Here is a 16461-nt window from a genome sequence, read left to right on the forward strand (position 1 = left end):
CCGCCGGCGCGTTCCCCCGCGCGGCGGTGACGTGGCAACGCCACACGGGCGCCGTACGTTTCGCGTACGGCGCCCTTCTCACGCCGTAGAGTTGCGCGCACGCCATCAACAAGATCGACCGATTACGAGGCCCCCACCGTGCGTCGACGCTCACTTCTCCTCACCGTGCCCGCGGGACTGGTCACGCTGGCCGCGTGCGGCAACGACAAGCCCGGCTCGGACAGCACCGGCGAGAGCGCGTCGCCCTCGGCCCCGTCGGCCGCGCCGTCGCCCAAAATCGTCTCGGGTCCGCTGCCGGCGATCACGGCGGGCGTGAAGTTCGGGGAGAAGCCGACCGTCGCCAAGGGCAGCGGCGCCCCGTCGAAGGACCTCGCCGTCAGGACGGTCATCGCAGGCGGCGGCCGCACCGTGGCGGAGAACGACTACCTCCGGGCGCACTACCTGGGGCAGATCTGGGACACGGGCAAGGTCTTCGACAACTCCTACGACCGCAGGACGCCCCTGCTCATCCAGCTCGCCCAGGGTCAGATCATCGACGGCTGGCGGTACGCCCTCACCGGCCGGAAGGCCGGCAGCCGCGTCGAGTTCTCGGTGCCGCCGGCCTGGGGATACGGCGCGCAGGGCAACGCGCAGGCGGGCATCAAGGGCACCGACACGCTGGTCTTCGTCGTGGACGTGCTGGACACCTTCAACGCCAAGAGCTCGGCCAAGGGCAAGGTCGTCCCGCAGAACGACGCCTCCCTGCCCAAGGTGGGCACGAACACCGACGGCAAGGCCCCGTCCGTCGAGGTCCCCCACAAGGCTCCCCCCAGGAAGCTCGTCGCGAAGTACGTCATCGAGGGCAACGGCGAGCAGGTCGCCGCGGACAACACGGTGCTCGTCCAGTACAAGGGCCTGGTGTGGGAGACCGGCAAGGAGTTCGACTCCACCTACTCGCGGGGTGCCCTGACGTCGTTCTCCCTGCAGCAGGTCGTCAAGGGCTGGTCCCAGGGCCTGACCGGCAAGAAGGTCGGCAGCCGCGTCCTGATCGTCATCCCGCCGGCCCTCGGCTACGGCGACAACCCGCCCCCGAACAGCGGTATCCCCAAGGGCGCCACCCTCGTCTTCACCGTGGACCTCCTGGCGAAGATGTGACACCCCAGCGGCGCGCCCGCCCGGGCGCGGGCACGATCCCGGCCGGGATGCGAGACTGTCGGCGTTGCCTTGTCGTAGAGAAGCAGGAGCGTAAGACGTGAGCATCGACAAGCCCGAGATCGACTTCCCGGGCGGCGAGCCCCCGGCGGACCTCGAGATCAAGGACATCTGGGAGGGCGACGGCCCGGAGGCCAAGGCCGGCGACACCGTCTCCGTCCACTACGTCGGCGTCGCCTTCTCCACCGGCGAGGAGTTCGACGCGTCCTGGAACCGGGGCACGCCGCTGCGCTTCCAGCTGGGCGTCGGCCAGGTCATCCCCGGCTGGGACCGCGGCGTGCAGGGCATGAAGGTGGGCGGCCGCCGCCAGCTGACGATCCCCGCGCACCTGGCCTACGGCGACCGCGGCGCCGGGGCCCGGATCAAGCCGGGCGAGACGCTGATCTTCGTCTGCGACCTGGTCGCGGTCTGATCGTCGTAGGCTGATCGAAGGATCCGGTCGCGGCCCGGTCGCCGCCCGGGCGAGTGCGGGACCCGACCGGATTCGATCACCTCGGGCCCATGCCTGCCGGGCATGGGCCCTCGGCTTTGGTCACCGCACCGCGGAGCGGTACGGTCATCGGTCGGAAGCACATGGGAGAAGGCGAAGGGCGTCGATGGCCATTGCCAAGGCCGAGCGGCTGATGAACCTGGCGCTGTGTCTGCTGGGGACGCGGCGGCCGCTCAGCAAGCGCGAGCTGCGCGAGTCCCTCGAGGCCTACATCGAAGCCGGCTCCGACGACTCCTTCAACCGCATGTTCGAGCGCGACAAGGACGACCTGCGCGAACTCGGGCTCGTCATCGAGACCGTCGAGAACCTCGACGGCGAGGTCGGGTACCTGGCGCGCCGCGACAGCAACCGCCTGCCCCCGATCACCCTCGACGCCGAGGAGGCCGCCGCCCTCGGGCTCGCCGCCAAGGTCTGGCAGCAGGCCCGCCTGGCCGGCGCGGCCAGCGGCGCCCTGCAGAAGCTGCGCGCGGCCGGGCTGCCCGAGGACGTCGACCCCTACGGGACCCACAGCGCCCTCGAGCCCCGCATCCCGGTGCACGAGGCCGCCTTCGAGCCGCTGATGCTCGCCTGCCGCGACCGTCGTCCCGTCGTCTTCGACTACCGCAAGGCCAACGCCGCCGAACCCGGCACCCGGCACGTCGAACCGTGGGCCCTGGAGTGCTGGCGCGGCCACTGGTACCTGGCCGGTTTCGACCGCGACCGGGGCGCCGAGCGGGTCTTCCGGCTGTCCCGGATCACGGGGAAGGTGCGCAGCCGCGGCGGCGGCTTCACCGCCCCGGTGCCCGACGTCGTCACCGTCCGCGAGACCGTGGCGAGCTGGGCCGGCGAGACGGCCGACCGCTCGGCGCGCATCCGGCTGCGCCCGGGCGCGGGGTACCCCCTTCGGGCGAGGGCCACCGCCGTACGGGAACTCGGTGACGGGTGGGAGGAGTTGGAGATTCCGTACGGGCACGGGCTGGACGCCTGGCTGGTGGAGTTCGGTCCGGACGTGGTGGTCCTGGAGCCCGCCGAGCTGCGGGCCGACGTGGTGGACCGGCTGCGTGCCGTGGCCAAGGGCTGAGGGGAACGAGCGACACCGTGGCAGGAAAACCGGCCAGGCCCGCGAACGCCATCGACCAGACCCGGCGGATGCTGTCCCTGGTGACCTACCTCAGGGAGCGTCCCGGCGCCCGGGTCGAGGACGTCGCGCGCGCCTTCGGCATCAGCGAGGACGAGCTGGTCTCGGACCTGGACGTGCTGCCCATGTGCGGCACCAGCTTCCGCGGCGGCGACCTGCTGGACATCGACACCGACGGCGAGCGCATCTGGTGGCACAACCCCGCCGCCCTCGGGGCGGAGGCGGCCGAGCCGCTGCGGCTGGCCGCCGACGAGGCGACCGCCCTGCTGGTGGCCGCCCGCGCCGTCGCCACCCTGCCCGGGCTCCGGGAGAGCGACCGCCAGGCTCTGCTGCGGGCCACGGCCAAGGTGGAGGCCGCGGCCGGCGAGGCGGCCGGGGCGAGCTCCCGGCTGTCGGTGACCTTCGAGTCCGAGGGCGGCGTCTTCGCGGACGTCGACCGGGCCATCTCCGAGCGCCGCCGGCTGTGGATCCGCTACTACTCGCCCGCCCGGGACGAGGTCACCGAGCGCGAGATCGACCCCATCCGCCTGGTCAGCGTCGGCCACACGTACGTGGAGGCGTGGTGCCGCCGCTCCGAGGCGCGCCGCACCTTCCGCCTGGACCGGGTCGCCGAGATCAGGATCCTCGACGAGCCGTCCGCGCCGCCGGAGATCGAGCTGCGGGACCTCTCGGAGGCACTCGTGCAGCCCGCCGCGGAGGACCCGGAGGTCGTCGTCGAGGTCGCTCCCGGCGGCCGCTGGGTCGCCGAGTACTACCCGCACGACAGCGCCGACGAGCTGCCCGGCGGCGGTCTGCGTATCACTCTGCGCACCCCCGACCCGGCCTCGCTCAGACGCCTGGCGCTCCGGCTCGGGCGCGACGGCCGGATCGTCTCGCCGCCGGAGCTGGCCGACAGCGCCCGGCAGGCGGCACGCGAGGCGCTGGCGGCGTACGACGGCCTGGAGCGGCAGGAACCCGGCCCGGGCCGGGGCGCGGGGGGCGCGCCCGGACCGCAGCGGAGCGCCGGGCGAGCGCGGCCGGACCAGGACGGGGTGTACGACAGGCAGGAGCAGAGGCTTTGAGCGAGTCGGCGGCGTCCGAGGTGCGGGGCATGTCGGTGGCATCCGCCTTCTCCGGCATGCGCGGTGTGGCCCCCGTGGTCTTCCGGGCGGGCTGTCCCGACTGCCGGGGCCGCTTCGAACTCGCGGCGAGCGCGCTGCGCCTGGCCATCGGCGGCTCCAGCCGCACCACGTTCTACTCGTTCACCTGCCCCGGCTGCGGCGCCTCGGTCCGCAAGCCCGCCGGCGAGCGGATCGTCGAGCTGCTCACCGGTGGCGGGGTCAGGACGCTCCGCCTGCACTCCACCGTCTAGGGTCTTGAGTCATGTTCTGGCCGATGTTCGCGGTAGCCGCGGGTTTCCTGGGTCTCGCCGTCCTCGGCGTGCTCGCCGTCCGGGTCTTCGTCGAGGCGAGGCGGCTGGGGGCGCAGGTCTCGGAGTCCGCGCGCCGTATCGACCGGGCCGCCGAGGACCTGGAGCGTGCGACGGCCGCCACGGCCCGGGCGGCGGAGACGCTGTGAGGACCGCCCGCCCGTACGGGCGCCCCGCAGCGCCGCACAGGTTCCGCGCGGGGCCCCGCGGCCGCGCCGCTTCGCCCTGTCATCCGGCCGCTTCGGGCAGGTACGCTGCTGGGCGCGGCCCGGAGACGAGGCCCGGGCCGTGGACGGGCGTACGCACGGGGATTGCCTCGCGTTCACCCCTGAGCGTTACGATCGCTGTCGAGAACGATCGATCGGGCAGGCGTCCGGCCGGTCGGACAGCACCCACCCAGCCGCCTCGGTGAGAAGGTAAAGACTTATGTTCGGAAGGCTCGGAGCCCCCGAGATCATTCTCATCCTCGTCGTCATCATCCTGCTGTTCGGCGCGAAGAAGCTTCCGGACATGGCACGCTCGCTGGGCAAGTCCGCGCGCATCCTCAAGAGCGAGGCCAAGGCGATGAAGGACGAGGGCAGGTCCTCCGCCCCGGCCGACCCGCCGCACACCGGTGAGGAGCCCCCCGCGCAGCGCACCATCCAGGCCGCGCCCGGTGACGTGACGAGCTCGCGACCGGTCAGCGAGCCGACGGACACCAGCAAGCGCTGACGCACGGCCGGACCCCTCCGGCCTGCCGCACGAGATGAGGACGTGGGTTGCTCAAGCCTGCCCGCAAGAAGGAAAAGGATCCCGAAGGGCGGATGCCCCTCGCGGAGCACCTTCGTGAGCTGCGCAACCGGCTCGGGAAGTCCGTCCTGGCCATTGTGATCGGCGCGACCGTCGCCGCCGTCTACTACCGGGGGATCATCGACTTCCTCACGGAGCCGGTCCAGCACGCGGTGGGGTGCTCCAAGTCGTTCACGGAGCTGGCGAAGCAGAGCGAGGGAGCCTGCGGCAACATCACCGTGGAGGGCCTCCTCGGCCCGTTCACGCTGATGATCAAGGTCGCGCTCACGGCCGGTGTCGTCATCGCGAGCCCGGTCTGGCTGTACCAGCTGTGGGCCTTCGTCGCGCCCGGCCTGCACAAGCACGAGAAGCGGTACTCGCTGGCCTTCGTCGGGGCCGGCTTCCCGCTGTTCGTCGCGGGTGCGTACTTCTCGTACCACGTGCTTCCCGCGGCGGCCAGCGTCCTGATCGACTTCACGCCCGAGGGCGCGGTCAACCTGCTGCCGCTGGACGACCTGCTCGACCTCGTGACCCGCATGGTGATCGTCTTCGGCCTCTCCTTCGAGCTGCCGCTGCTGCTGGTGATGCTGAACCTCACCGGGCTGGTCACCGGGCGGCGGATGCTCGGCTGGTGGCGCGGAATGATCATGGGTGTCACGCTCTTCGCGGCCTTCGCCACGCCCACGGTCGACCCGATCTCGATGCTGTCGCTGGCCGCGCCGATCGTCCTGCTGTACTTCCTGGCCACCGGCTTCGCGGTGACGAACGACAGGCGCAGGCGCCGGCGCGAGGCGGAGGGTCCCGGTGACGACGAGGCGTCCGAGCTCGACCTGACGCCCGAGGACATCGGTGAGGTGGAGGCGGTGCCGGTGCCGTCCGCCGTGCCGGAGCAGAGCGGCCCGGCCCGTGACCGGGTGACCGGGTACGACGACGTGACGTAGGGGTACCCGTCGGGCTCGGCCCGGGTCCGCGACGCCCGGCACGGCACCCCGCCGCGCCCGGCCGGTGCGGACGAAGCGGGGCGGGTGGTGCGCGGCCCGCCGCCCCCGCCGAGGCCGCGGGCATGATCCCGACAATGATCGTCCTGTTGTCGGCGCGGGCCGGTACGCTCGAAAGTACGATGACAGAGGACCTCTCACCGGCCGAGCGGTACGCGGCAGCACGCAGGCGCGCTGTCGAGCAGGCCACCGCGCTCGCGGGCTTCCGCGAGATGTACGACTTCGGCCTCGACCCCTTCCAGATCGAGGCGTGCAGGGCACTCGAGGCGGGCAAGGGCGTGCTGGTCGCGGCGCCCACCGGTTCGGGCAAGACGATCGTGGGCGAGTTCGCCGTCCACCTGGCCCTCCAGCAGGGCAAGAAGTGCTTCTACACGACACCCATCAAGGCGCTGTCGAACCAGAAGTACGCCGACCTGTGCCGCCGCTACGGCACCGGCAAGGTCGGTCTCCTCACCGGTGACAACAGCGTCAACCCCGACGCCCCCGTGGTCGTGATGACCACCGAGGTGCTGCGGAACATGCTCTACGCCGGTTCCCAGACCCTGCTGGGCCTCGGGTACGTGGTCATGGACGAGGTGCACTACCTCTCCGACCGCTTCCGCGGCGCCGTCTGGGAGGAAGTGATCATCCACCTGCCCGAGTCGGTGACGCTGGTCTCCCTGTCGGCGACCGTTTCGAACGCCGAGGAGTTCGGCGACTGGCTCGACACCGTCCGCGGCGACACCCAGGTGATCGTCTCTGAGCACCGGCCCGTGCCGCTGTTCCAGCACGTGCTCGCCGGCCGGCGCATGTACGACCTGTTCGAGGAGGGCGAGGGCCACAAGAGGGCCGTCAACCCCGACCTGGCGCGCCTGGCGCGCATGGAGGCCAGCCGGCCCTCGTATCCGGACCGCCGGCGCGGCCGGGCCATGCGCGAGGCCGACCGCGAGCGGGAGCGCCGCCAGCGCTCGCGGGTGTGGACGCCCGGACGTCCCGAGGTCATCGAGCGCCTCGACGCCGAGGGCCTGCTGCCCGCGATCACCTTCATCTTCAGCCGCGCCGGGTGCGAGGCCGCCGTCCAGCAGTGCCTGTACGCGGGCCTGCGGCTCAACGACGAGGACGCACGGCAGCGGGTGCGCGCCCTCGTCGAGGAGCGCACGGCGTCCATTCCGCGGGAGGACCTGCACGTCCTCGGCTACTACGAGTGGCTGGAGGGCCTGGAACGCGGCATCGCCGCCCACCACGCCGGCATGCTGCCGACCTTCAAGGAGGTCGTGGAGGAGCTGTTCGTGCGTGGTCTGGTGAAGGCGGTCTTCGCCACCGAGACCCTCGCGCTGGGCATCAACATGCCCGCCCGGTCGGTGGTGCTGGAGAAGCTCGTCAAGTGGAACGGCGAGCAGCACGCCGACATCACCCCCGGCGAGTACACGCAGCTCACGGGCCGCGCGGGCCGTCGTGGCATCGATGTCGAGGGTCACGCGGTGGTGCTGTGGCAGCGCGGCATGAACCCCGATCACCTGGCGGGCCTCGCCGGCACGCGCACCTATCCGCTGCGGTCCAGCTTCAAGCCGTCGTACAACATGGCGGTCAACCTGGTCGAGCAGTTCGGCCGGCACCGCTCGCGCGAGCTGCTGGAGACGTCCTTCGCGCAGTTCCAGGCCGACAAGTCGGTCGTCGGGATCTCCCGGCAGGTGCAGCGCAACGAGGAGGGCCTGGAGGGCTACAAGGCCTCGATGACCTGCCACCTCGGCGACTTCGAGGAGTACGCGCGGCTGCGCCGGGAGCTGAAGGACCGCGAGACCGAGCTGGCCCGGCAGGGCGCCGCCCAGCGGCGTGCCGAGGCCGCCGTGGCGCTGGAGAGGCTCAAGCCCGGCGACGTGATCCAGGTCCCCACGGGCAAGTACGCGGGCCTGGCGCTGGTGCTGGACCCGGGCCTGCCCGCCGGCCGGAGCAACGGCCACCGCGGCTTCGACCACCTCGACGGCCCGCGTCCGCTGGTGCTGACCGCCGAGCGGCAGGTCAAGCGACTGGCGGCGGTGGACTTCCCGGTACCCGTCGAGTCGCTGGAGCGGATGCGGATCCCCAAGTCCTTCAATCCGCGCTCGCCGCAGTCCCGCCGGGACCTCGCCTCCGCGCTGCGCACCAAGGCGGGGCACATCCCGCCCGAGCGGCACCGCAAGCGCCGGTCCGAGGCCGCCGACGACCGGGAGATCGCCCGGCTGCGCACCGCACTGCGCGCCCACCCCTGCCACGGCTGCAACGACCGTGAGGACCACGCCCGCTGGGCCGAGCGCTACCACCGGCTGCTGCGCGACACCCGGCACCTGGAGCACCGCATCGAGGGCCGGACGAACACCATCGCCCGCACCTTCGACCGCATCGTGGCGCTGCTGACCGAGCTGGACTACCTGCGCGGCAACGAGGTCACCGAGCACGGCAAGCGGCTGGCGCGGTTGTACGGCGAACTGGACCTGCTCGCCAGCGAATGCCTGCGCGAGCGGGTCTGGGAGGGTCTCGCCCCGGCCGAACTCGCCGCGTGCGTCTCGGCGTTGGTGTACGAGGCGCGGGCCGCCGACGACGCCGTGGCGCCCAGGCTGCCCTCGGGCAGGGCGAAGGCCGCGCTCGGTGAGATGGTGCGGATCTGGGGCCGCCTGGACGCCCTGGAGGAGGAGTTCCGCATCAGTCAGACCGAGGGCGTCGGCCAGCGCGAGCCGGACCTCGGGTTCGCCTGGTCCGCGTACATGTGGGCCTCCGGCAAGGGTCTGGACGAGGTGCTGCGCGAGGCGGAGATGCCGGCCGGTGACTTCGTGCGCTGGTGCAAGCAGGTCATCGACGTCCTCGGCCAGATCGCGGCGGCCGCTCCGGTGGAGGACTCGACGGTCGCGAAGAACGCGCGCAAGGCGGTCGACGGCCTGCTGCGCGGAGTGGTGGCCTACTCCTCGGTGGGCTAGGGGCCGGACCCCGGGCTCCCGGCAGGATCCGGGCGACCCCCTCCGGACCGAGTACAGCCGCCGATGCCCCACGCCCGTCACGGGTGTGGGGCATCGTGCTGTCAACGCCCCGGGTGACGGCCCGCGGACACGTACGGAAACCCCCTTCACCCCTCACGGTGAGTGAGTTTCGCACGCCCGTGCCTAGTTACCCTGTGTGTTCGAATGGAATCAGTGCGTGCAAATGCAGCCGAGGGTACTCCTGTCGCGGCGGCCGCTGCAGGTGCTTGCCGGATATGACACGGCGATAACCCGGTCGGACTAAGCTCGCCCGCGGCGCACCGAGTTGAGGCGTATTCGTGCGCTTGTTCCCAAAAGTCGCCGACATCCCAGACAGTCCCATGACATACCCCCCTGCTTTCGTCCCCCAAACCCGACCGAGTCGTCTCAGAGGGCTTACATGGTGAGTGCCCAACCGGCCCCCGATGGCCGTGAACTTCCCTCCGCACGCGTGCTGTTGCTGCCCGCCATGGTGATGGCGGCGGCGACCGGGGCCGCCGTCGCCCTGGTGCCCGCCGCGGCCCGGCTCGCCGTCGGCTGCTGCGGCGCCGTGGCCACGCTGCTCGTGCTCGTCACGGCGGCCGAAGCGGCGCGCCGCGGCCGCACCATCCAGAGCCAGCGGGCCGAGCACGCCCGTCACACCGCGTATCTGGAGCGGCGGATCGCCGCCCAGGAGGGGGAGATGATCCGGCTCGGGTCGCAGATCGTCCCCACCGCCCTGGAGCGGCTGCGCGCCGGCCGGACACCCCGGGAGGTGATGATCGAGGTCATCGACGACGACCCCGAGTGGCGGCACATCCCGGAGTCGCAGCGCTCGGTGGTGCGGGCGATGCTGAAGATCGTCGACCAGGAGGAGTCCCTGCGCGACTCCACCCAGCGCTCCTTCGTCAGCATCGCCCGGCGCGTCCAAGCGATCGTTCACCAGCAGGCCAAGGAACTGCGGGAGATGGAGGAGGACCACGGCCGCAGCCCCGAGGTCTTCGACGACCTGCTGCGCATCGACCACGGCACCGCGCTGATCGGGCGCCTGGCCGACTCCATCTCCGTCCTCGGCGGCGGCCGGCCCGGCCGCCAGTGGCCGAACCCGGTCACCCTCTACAGCGTGCTGCGCGGCGCCATGTCCCGGATCCTGGAGTACCGCCGCATCGAGCTGCACTCCATCGCCAAGGTCAACATCAAGGGCACCCACGTCGAGCCCGTCATCCACGCCGCCGCCGAACTCCTCGACAACGCCACCCGCTACTCGCCGCCACAGACGAAGGTGCACGTCACCGCCGTCGAGGTGCAGACCGGGGTGGCCATCGAGATCGAGGACGGCGGCGTCAGCCTCAGCGAGGAGGCCCGCGCCCGGGTCGAGAGGATGCTCGAGCGCGCCCAGGCCGGACTCGACCTGCAGGACCTCGGCGAGAACCCCCGTCTTGGACTGGCCGTGGTGGGACGGCTCTGCTCGGCGTACAACATGCAGGTCTCCCTGCGGGCCTCCGCCTACGGCGGTGTCCGCGCCGTCCTCGTCGTCCCCAGCGACATGATGACGACGGAGCCCGCGCCCGGTCTCGCGCACGGCATCGGCGTCACCGCCGTGCCCAAGCTCGACCTCGGCGGCCTGGAGGGCCCCAAGCGCGCACCCAAGCGGCGCCGGCCCACCACTCCCCGCATCCCCGCCTCCGTGTCCATGGAGGACGACGTCCCCGAGGTCACCGAGTGGACACCGGGCGGCCTGCCGCAGCGACGGAGCCGGGTGAAGATCCCGCTCAGCCGGCGCATCGCCGAGCAGTCGGCCGCCGAGCGCGAGGAGCGGGAGAACGGACCCCTCTGGTCCACGCCGGAGCCCGAACCCGCCCCGCGGGAGAAGGAGCCCGAGCCCGGCCTGTGGGTCGAGGCCTTCTGGAACGGACTCAAGGACGGCAACACCGACGCGGACCCGACCGCGTTCACGCAGGACCCGGCGGCGTTCACCCACCTGATCGACGAGCCGGCCCGTCACCACGCCGACGACGAGGGGGACCTCAAGTGATCCAGCAGCGAGCGAACTTCGACTGGATGCTCAAGGAGCTCCACGACGGCGTACCGGGCATCGAGATGATCGTGGTCCTGTCGGCCGACGGACTGCGCATCGCCCGCTACGGCGGCGACCCGGACGCCGCCGACCGGGTCGCCGCGGCCTGTGCCGGACTGCAGAGCCTGGCGAGCGCCGTCGCCCACGAGATCCCGGACAGCGACGGCCGGATGAAGATGGTCGTCATCGAGATCCAGGGCGGCTACTTCTACCTGATGTCCGCCGGCGCCAACGCCTACCTCGCGGTGCTGTCCGACATCGTGGCCGAACCCGGACTGATGAGCAATCGGATGCGCGACCTGGTGGTCCGCATCGGCGCCCATCTCACCAGTCCGCCGCGGCGGAACGGGCAGACCGTATGACTCCTCCGCAACGCCAGAGGCGCTCGCCCTCCCGGCAGGACCCCCCGCCGGAACCCGCCGGGCAGGGCGAGGAGAAGAACCCCGAACGGCTGTACGTGGTGGCCGGAGGCACCGGGGACGGCGCCCGCGCCGCCCTCGACCTGGTGACGCTGGTCGTGGCGCGCGCCGACCCGCCCCCGTCCGCCTCGCCGGAGCAGACGGCGGTGCTCCGGCTGTGCGCCTCGCCCCTGTCGGTGGCCGAGCTGTCGGCCTACCTGAACCTGCCGTTCAGCGCGATGACCGTCCTGATCACCGAGTTGCTCACGGCGGAACTGGTGCAGGCGCGCGCCCCGATCGTCCGCCAGGCGGTTCCCGACCGTTCCCTCCTCGAAGCGGTGATGCATGGACTCCAAAGGCTCTGACACCCTCCCCGGTCCGCGGAGCGAGGACCACCTGCCGCACACGGCCCAGGCCGCGGTCAAGATCGTGATCGTCGGCGGGTTCGGGGTCGGCAAGACCACCATGGTCGGTTCGGTGAGCGAGATCAGGCCGCTGACCACCGAGGAGACCATGACGCAGGCCGGCATCGGGGTCGACGACGACTACGGCTCCGACTCGAAGACCGCCACCACCGTGGCGATGGACTTCGGCCGCATCAGCATCACCGACCAGCTGGTGCTCTACCTCTTCGGCACACCCGGCCAGGAGCGCTTCTGGTTCCTGTGGAACGGCCTGTTCGAGGGGGCGCTCGGCGCGGTCGTGCTGGTCGACACCCGCCGGCTGGAGGTCAGCTTCGACGTCATGGGGCGCCTGGAGGAGCGCGGCGTGCCCTTCGTGGTCGCCGTCAACTCCTTCCCCGACGGGCCCCGTCACCCCCTCCGGGAACTCCGCGCGGCACTCGACCTGCCCGAGGAGATCCCGATCGTCGAGTGCGACGCCCGCCGCCGGGCCTCCAGCCGGGACGTGCTGATGACGCTGATGCGCTTCCTGCACTCCCTCGCCATGACCGGATCGCTCACCTGACCCCGGGCCGCCCGGCCCCACCCCACGCATCCACTCCCGTCCCGAAAGCGATCACTGTGACGTTGGAACCCCACTTCCCGACCGGTCCGGACGACCCGCCGGCCGGTCCTCCCCCCGGCTGCCCCGCGCACGCCGTCGGGCCGGGAGGACTGCAACGGCTGTACGAGGCGGAGGACCTCGCGGCGCTGTACGAGAGGCTCCGGGAGCAGCACGGCCCGGTGGCGCCCGTACTGCTCCACGACGACGTGCCGATGTGGTTGGTCCTCGGCCACGCCGAGAACCTGCACATGGTGCGTACGCCCTCCCGGTACACCCGGGACAGCCGTATCTGGTCACCGCTCAGGGACGGCATGGTCAAGCCCGACCACCCGCTCATGCCGCACATCGCCTGGCAGCCCGTCTGCTCCCACGCCGAGGGCGACGAGCACAAACGGCTGCGCGGCGCGGTCACCGCTGCCATGGAGGCCATCGACCACCGCAACATGCGCCGGCACATCGGCCGCCACACCCAGCGCCTGGTCAACCGGTTCTGCGAGGAGGGCCGCGCCGACCTCGTCGCCCAGTTCGCCGAGCACCTGCCGATGGCAGTGATGTGCGAGATCCTCGGCATGCCCGAGGAGTACGGCGACGGCGACCGCATCGTGCAGGCGGCCCGCGACATGCTCAAGGGCACCGAGACCGCGATCGCCAGCAACGAGTACGTCATGGGCTGCCTGACACGGCTCACCGCCCGCCGGCGCACCCGGCCCCAGGAGGACTTCGCCAGCCGGCTCGTGGTGGACCCGGCCGGCCTGACCGACGAGGAGATCGGTCAGCACCTGCGGGTGGTGCTCATCGCCGCCTACGAGGCCACCGCCAACCTCCTGGCCAACGTGCTGCGGCGGGTGCTCACCGAGCCGGGCTTCCGCGCGCAGCTCAACGGCGGGCAGATGACGGTGCCGGAGGCGGTCGAGCAGTCCCTGTGGGACGAGCCGCCGTTCAGTACCGTCTTGGGCTACTTCGCCAAGCAGGAGACGGAGCTGGGCGGTCAGCGCATCCGCAGGGGCGACGGGCTGCTGTTCGGCATCGCGCCGGGCAACGTCGACCCGCGGGTCCGCCCCGACCTGTCGGCCGGCATGCAGGGCAACCGCTCCCACCTCGCGTTCGGCGGCGGTCCGCACGAGTGCCCCGGCCAGGACATCGGCCGCGCGATCGCCGACGTCGGCGTGGACGCGCTGCTGATGCGGCTGCCCGACATCCAACTCGACTGCGACGAGGAGGAGCTGCGCTGGACGCAGTCGATCGCCTCACGCCACCTGGTGGAGCTCCCGGTGCGGTTCACACCGACGAGCCCGCGGGAGGTGACGGCGGATCCGGCCCGTCCCCGGGTCCCGCAGCAGCGCACCGACTGGCAGGTGGGCATCGGCCCTTCCACGCCGGCGTCCGTCCCGGAGCGGCCGTCACCGGCGTCCGTCGGTGAGCGGCCGGCAGGGGGTTCCGCCGCCGAGTCACCGGCAGCGGCGCGGGAGCAGGCCGCCGCGGCCGTTCCCGGAACGCCGGCGCGTCCGACGGGGACGGCTTCCGCCGCCTCCGGGGGCGTCCTGCGGCGCCTCCTGCGCTGGTGGCGTGGTCACTGACCGGCCCACCGCGGGTAGGAGGACCAGGCCAGGAGCGTCCGCCGACTGGTGAACCGGTGCTCCGCCCCCGTGATCGGGTCGGTGAACTCCAGCACCCGCGCCAGCAGTTGCAGCGGCCGCCGGAAGTCGGCGGCGGGCGCGGGGCCGGTCACCACCGGATACAGCGGGTCGCCGAGGATCGGCACACCGAGCGCGTTCATGTGCACGCGCAGCTGGTGGGTCTGCCCGGTGCGGGGCACCAGCCGGTACCGGGCGAGCCCGTCCGCGCGGTGCTCGGCCCGTTCGACGCGGGTGACCGCGTTCGGTTCGCCCGCGACCTCGCGGGCGGCGAGCACTCCGCGCTCCTTCACGATCCGGCTGCGCACCGTCCGCGGCAGGGCCAGACCGGGCTCGTGGGGTGCGACGGCCTCGTACTCCTTGTGCACCCGCCGGTCGCGGAACAGTGTCTGGTACGCCCCGCGTTCCCCGGGCCGCACCGTGAACAGCACCAGCCCGGCGGTGAGCCGGTCCAGGCGGTGCGCGGCCGTGAGCGTCGGGACACCCAGCTCCCGCCGCAGCCGCGCCAGCGCGGTCTCGGCGACGTGCGAGCCGCGGGGGGTGGTGGCGAGGAAGTGCGGCTTGTCCACTACGACGACGTGCTCGTCCCGGTGGACGACCTGCAGCGGGAACGGCACCGGCACCTCGGCGGGCAGCTCCCGGTGGAACCACACGAACATCCCGGGCCGGTACGCCGCGTCCGGCGCCACCGCCCGCCCGTCGGCCCCGACGATCCGCCCGGCGCCGAACATCTCCTCGACGACCCCGGGTCCCGCCCCGGTCAGCCGCTCCACCAGGTGCTCGCGCACGGTGGCCCACGACCCCTCGGCGGGCAGCCGCACACGCACGGGGTCCACCCCGTGGCGCTGGGGCAGGGGGGAAGGCGGAGCGGGGGTTCTGCGTCTCATCGGCGCCCAGCGTAGGCGCTGCCGCGAGGCGGGGGAGAGCCGCGGAGTGCGCCCGGGGGCGCGGTACCGCCTGGTACCTGGACCGCAGCCGCCCCGGCCCGGCCCGGCCCCTGGACGTCGGCACCCGGCACCCGGCCGGGAGCCCTCGTGCCGGGGTGTACCAGGGCTGCGGGAATTCCCGTGGGCCGGGCCTCGCGCGGTGGCCAGCTCGCCGACCGGGCGTGCCCTCGTACCAGAAGCCTGCTGCGGCACGGTGCCGCCCAGGTGCCTGGTTGGTCCGGAGCGGCCCCGGCCGTGCCCGTGGACTTGGCGGCCACACGGCCCCCATCCCGCCGACCGGGCGTGCCCTCGTACCAGAAGCCTGCTGCGGCACGGTGCCGCCCAGGTGCCTGGTTGGTCCGGAGCGGCCCCGGCCGTGCCCGTGGACTTGGCGGCCACGCGGCCCCCATCCCGCCGGCCGGGAGCCCGCGTGCCGGGTGTACCCGGACTGCGGGAGTCCCCTGGGCCGGGCCTCGCCCGGTGGGCGTCCTGGACGCGTCGACGAACATGCCGGGCGAGCCTGCAGCGGCCTGCTCGGTGGCGGAGGGGCCGCCGGGACCGCCCCCGCCGGGGTGCCGCGGTCCGGCGGCGGGCACGTCCGTGCCGCGGCTCGGGGCGCGGACGGGCCCGGCGCCGTCCGCGCGGCCGGCGCTCAGGCGGCCGGTGCCGCGCCCTCCTGCTCCTGTTCGATGCGCGCGTTCCACTCGCGCTTGGTGGCCTGCCAGCCGTCCTCGGTGTGGCCCAGCCGCCAGTAGCCGGAGACGGACAGGTCCTCGCGCGGGACGGCGTGCCCGACGCGCAGCAGGCGGCGCAGCTCCTTCACGAAGCCGGCCTCGCCGTGGACGAACGCGTGCACCCGGCCCTCGGGGAACGTGAGCGCCCGCACGGCCTCGACCAGTGCCTCACCGACGGGGCGCTGCCCGCGGTGCAGCCAGACGACGTCCACGCCGGAGTCGATCTTCTGCTCCTCCTGGGGGCCGGCGACCTCGACGAAGGCGTGGGCGCGGGCGCCCTCGGGCAGCGTCTCCAGGGCGCGGGCGATGGCGGGCAGGGCGCTCTCGTCACCGGCGAGCAGGTGCCAGTCGGCGCTCATGTCCGGGGCGTAGGCGCCGCCGGGGCCCACGAACCGGACGGTCTCGCCCGGCCTGGCGCGCAGGGCCCACGGGCCGGCGAGGCCCTCGTCGCCGTGGATCACGAAGTCCAGCGTCAGCTCACGGCGTTCCGGGTCCCAGGCGCGCACGGTGTACGTCCGGGTCACCGGCCACTGCTCGCGCGGGAACTCCTCGCGGACGCGCTGCATGTCGAAGGGCTCCGGGTAGGTGACGCCCTCGGCCGGGAACAGCAGCTTCACGTAGTGGTCCGTGCATGTGTCGGCGGTGAGGCCGGCCAGGCCGTCGCCCCCGAGCACGACGCGCTGCATGTGCGGGGTGAGCCGCTCGGTGCGGACGACCTGCGCGGTGTGGGCCTTCCGCGGCTTGCGCGCCGGGCGTTCTGCCATGAC

General features: G+C 72.7%; 16 protein-coding genes. 14 read left to right on the top strand and 2 right to left on the bottom strand.

The features are described from left to right. The first annotated feature begins 138 nt into the window (after positions 1-138). The 14 genes from ACWDNY_RS02435 to ACWDNY_RS02500 all read left to right on the top strand — a co-directional run bounded on the left by ACWDNY_RS02435 (position 139) and on the right by ACWDNY_RS02500 (position 13977). Complete coding sequence (locus ACWDNY_RS02435; RefSeq protein ID WP_451643835.1) at positions 139-1134, top strand: FKBP-type peptidyl-prolyl cis-trans isomerase; 996 nt, start codon at positions 139-141, stop codon at positions 1132-1134. Between the two features lie 97 nt (positions 1135-1231). Further along, on the top strand, positions 1232-1603 hold the full coding sequence (locus ACWDNY_RS02440) for an FKBP-type peptidyl-prolyl cis-trans isomerase (RefSeq protein ID WP_451643836.1): 372 nt from the start codon (positions 1232-1234) through the stop codon (positions 1601-1603). 184 nt (positions 1604-1787) lie between these two features. After that, complete coding sequence (locus ACWDNY_RS02445; RefSeq protein WP_451643837.1) at positions 1788-2741, top strand: helix-turn-helix transcriptional regulator; 954 nt, start codon at positions 1788-1790, stop codon at positions 2739-2741. Positions 2742-2758: 17 nt separating this feature from the next. Next, positions 2759-3859 (top strand): helix-turn-helix transcriptional regulator, encoded by a 1101-nt coding sequence (locus ACWDNY_RS02450; RefSeq protein ID WP_451643838.1) that lies wholly within the window; start codon positions 2759-2761, stop codon positions 3857-3859. Next, on the top strand, positions 3856-4149 hold the full coding sequence (locus tag ACWDNY_RS02455) for a hypothetical protein (RefSeq protein ID WP_451643839.1): 294 nt from the start codon (positions 3856-3858) through the stop codon (positions 4147-4149). The genes ACWDNY_RS02450 and ACWDNY_RS02455 overlap by 4 nt, the downstream gene beginning before the upstream one ends. A gap of 11 nt (positions 4150-4160) precedes the next feature. Continuing rightward, positions 4161-4355: a hypothetical protein gene (locus ACWDNY_RS02460; protein ID WP_451643840.1), complete on the top strand. Its 195-nt coding sequence runs from the start codon at positions 4161-4163 to the stop codon at positions 4353-4355. Positions 4356-4632: 277 nt separating this feature from the next. After that, positions 4633-4917 (top strand): Sec-independent protein translocase subunit TatA, encoded by a 285-nt coding sequence (gene tatA / locus ACWDNY_RS02465; RefSeq protein WP_451643841.1) that lies wholly within the window; start codon positions 4633-4635, stop codon positions 4915-4917. Positions 4918-4964: 47 nt separating this feature from the next. Beyond that, a complete protein-coding gene (tatC, locus tag ACWDNY_RS02470) occupies positions 4965-5915 on the top strand; it encodes a twin-arginine translocase subunit TatC (protein ID WP_451643842.1) in 951 nt (316 codons plus the stop codon). Positions 5916-6049: 134 nt separating this feature from the next. Then, a complete protein-coding gene (locus ACWDNY_RS02475; RefSeq protein ID WP_451643843.1) occupies positions 6050-8902 on the top strand; it encodes a DEAD/DEAH box helicase in 2853 nt (950 codons plus the stop codon). A 439-nt stretch (positions 8903-9341) separates the two neighbouring features. After that, positions 9342-10955 carry a sensor histidine kinase gene (locus tag ACWDNY_RS02480; RefSeq protein WP_451643844.1) on the top strand — a complete coding sequence of 538 codons (1614 nt, stop codon included), beginning with the start codon at positions 9342-9344 and terminating at the stop codon, positions 10953-10955. Next, positions 10952-11359, top strand: a complete 408-nt coding sequence (locus ACWDNY_RS02485) for a roadblock/LC7 domain-containing protein (protein WP_451643845.1) — start codon at positions 10952-10954, stop codon at positions 11357-11359. Before ACWDNY_RS02480 ends, ACWDNY_RS02485 begins: the two co-directional genes overlap by 4 nt. Continuing rightward, entirely contained in the window at positions 11356-11760 is a 405-nt protein-coding gene (locus ACWDNY_RS02490) for a DUF742 domain-containing protein (RefSeq protein ID WP_451643846.1), read from the top strand. The genes ACWDNY_RS02485 and ACWDNY_RS02490 overlap by 4 nt, the downstream gene beginning before the upstream one ends. Beyond that, the gene (locus ACWDNY_RS02495; protein WP_451643847.1) at positions 11741-12361 is read left to right on the top strand and encodes a GTP-binding protein; all 621 of its coding nucleotides are present in this window, start codon (positions 11741-11743) and stop codon (positions 12359-12361) included. The genes ACWDNY_RS02490 and ACWDNY_RS02495 overlap by 20 nt, the downstream gene beginning before the upstream one ends. A gap of 56 nt (positions 12362-12417) precedes the next feature. Then, positions 12418-13977 (top strand): cytochrome P450, encoded by a 1560-nt coding sequence (locus ACWDNY_RS02500; protein WP_451643848.1) that lies wholly within the window; start codon positions 12418-12420, stop codon positions 13975-13977. Here the strand turns inward: ACWDNY_RS02500 and ACWDNY_RS02505 are convergent. Beyond that, the gene (locus ACWDNY_RS02505; protein ID WP_451643849.1) at positions 13971-14921 is read right to left on the bottom strand and encodes an RluA family pseudouridine synthase; all 951 of its coding nucleotides are present in this window, start codon (positions 14919-14921) and stop codon (positions 13971-13973) included. The two genes, ACWDNY_RS02500 and ACWDNY_RS02505, sit on opposite strands and share 7 nt — an antisense overlap. 691 nt (positions 14922-15612) lie before the next feature. After that, the gene (locus ACWDNY_RS02510; RefSeq protein WP_451643850.1) at positions 15613-16458 is read right to left on the bottom strand and encodes a siderophore-interacting protein; all 846 of its coding nucleotides are present in this window, start codon (positions 16456-16458) and stop codon (positions 15613-15615) included. Between the last annotated feature and the right edge of the window lie 3 nt (positions 16459-16461).

The sequence above is a fragment of the Streptomyces sp. NPDC003697 genome (assembly GCF_053587115.1).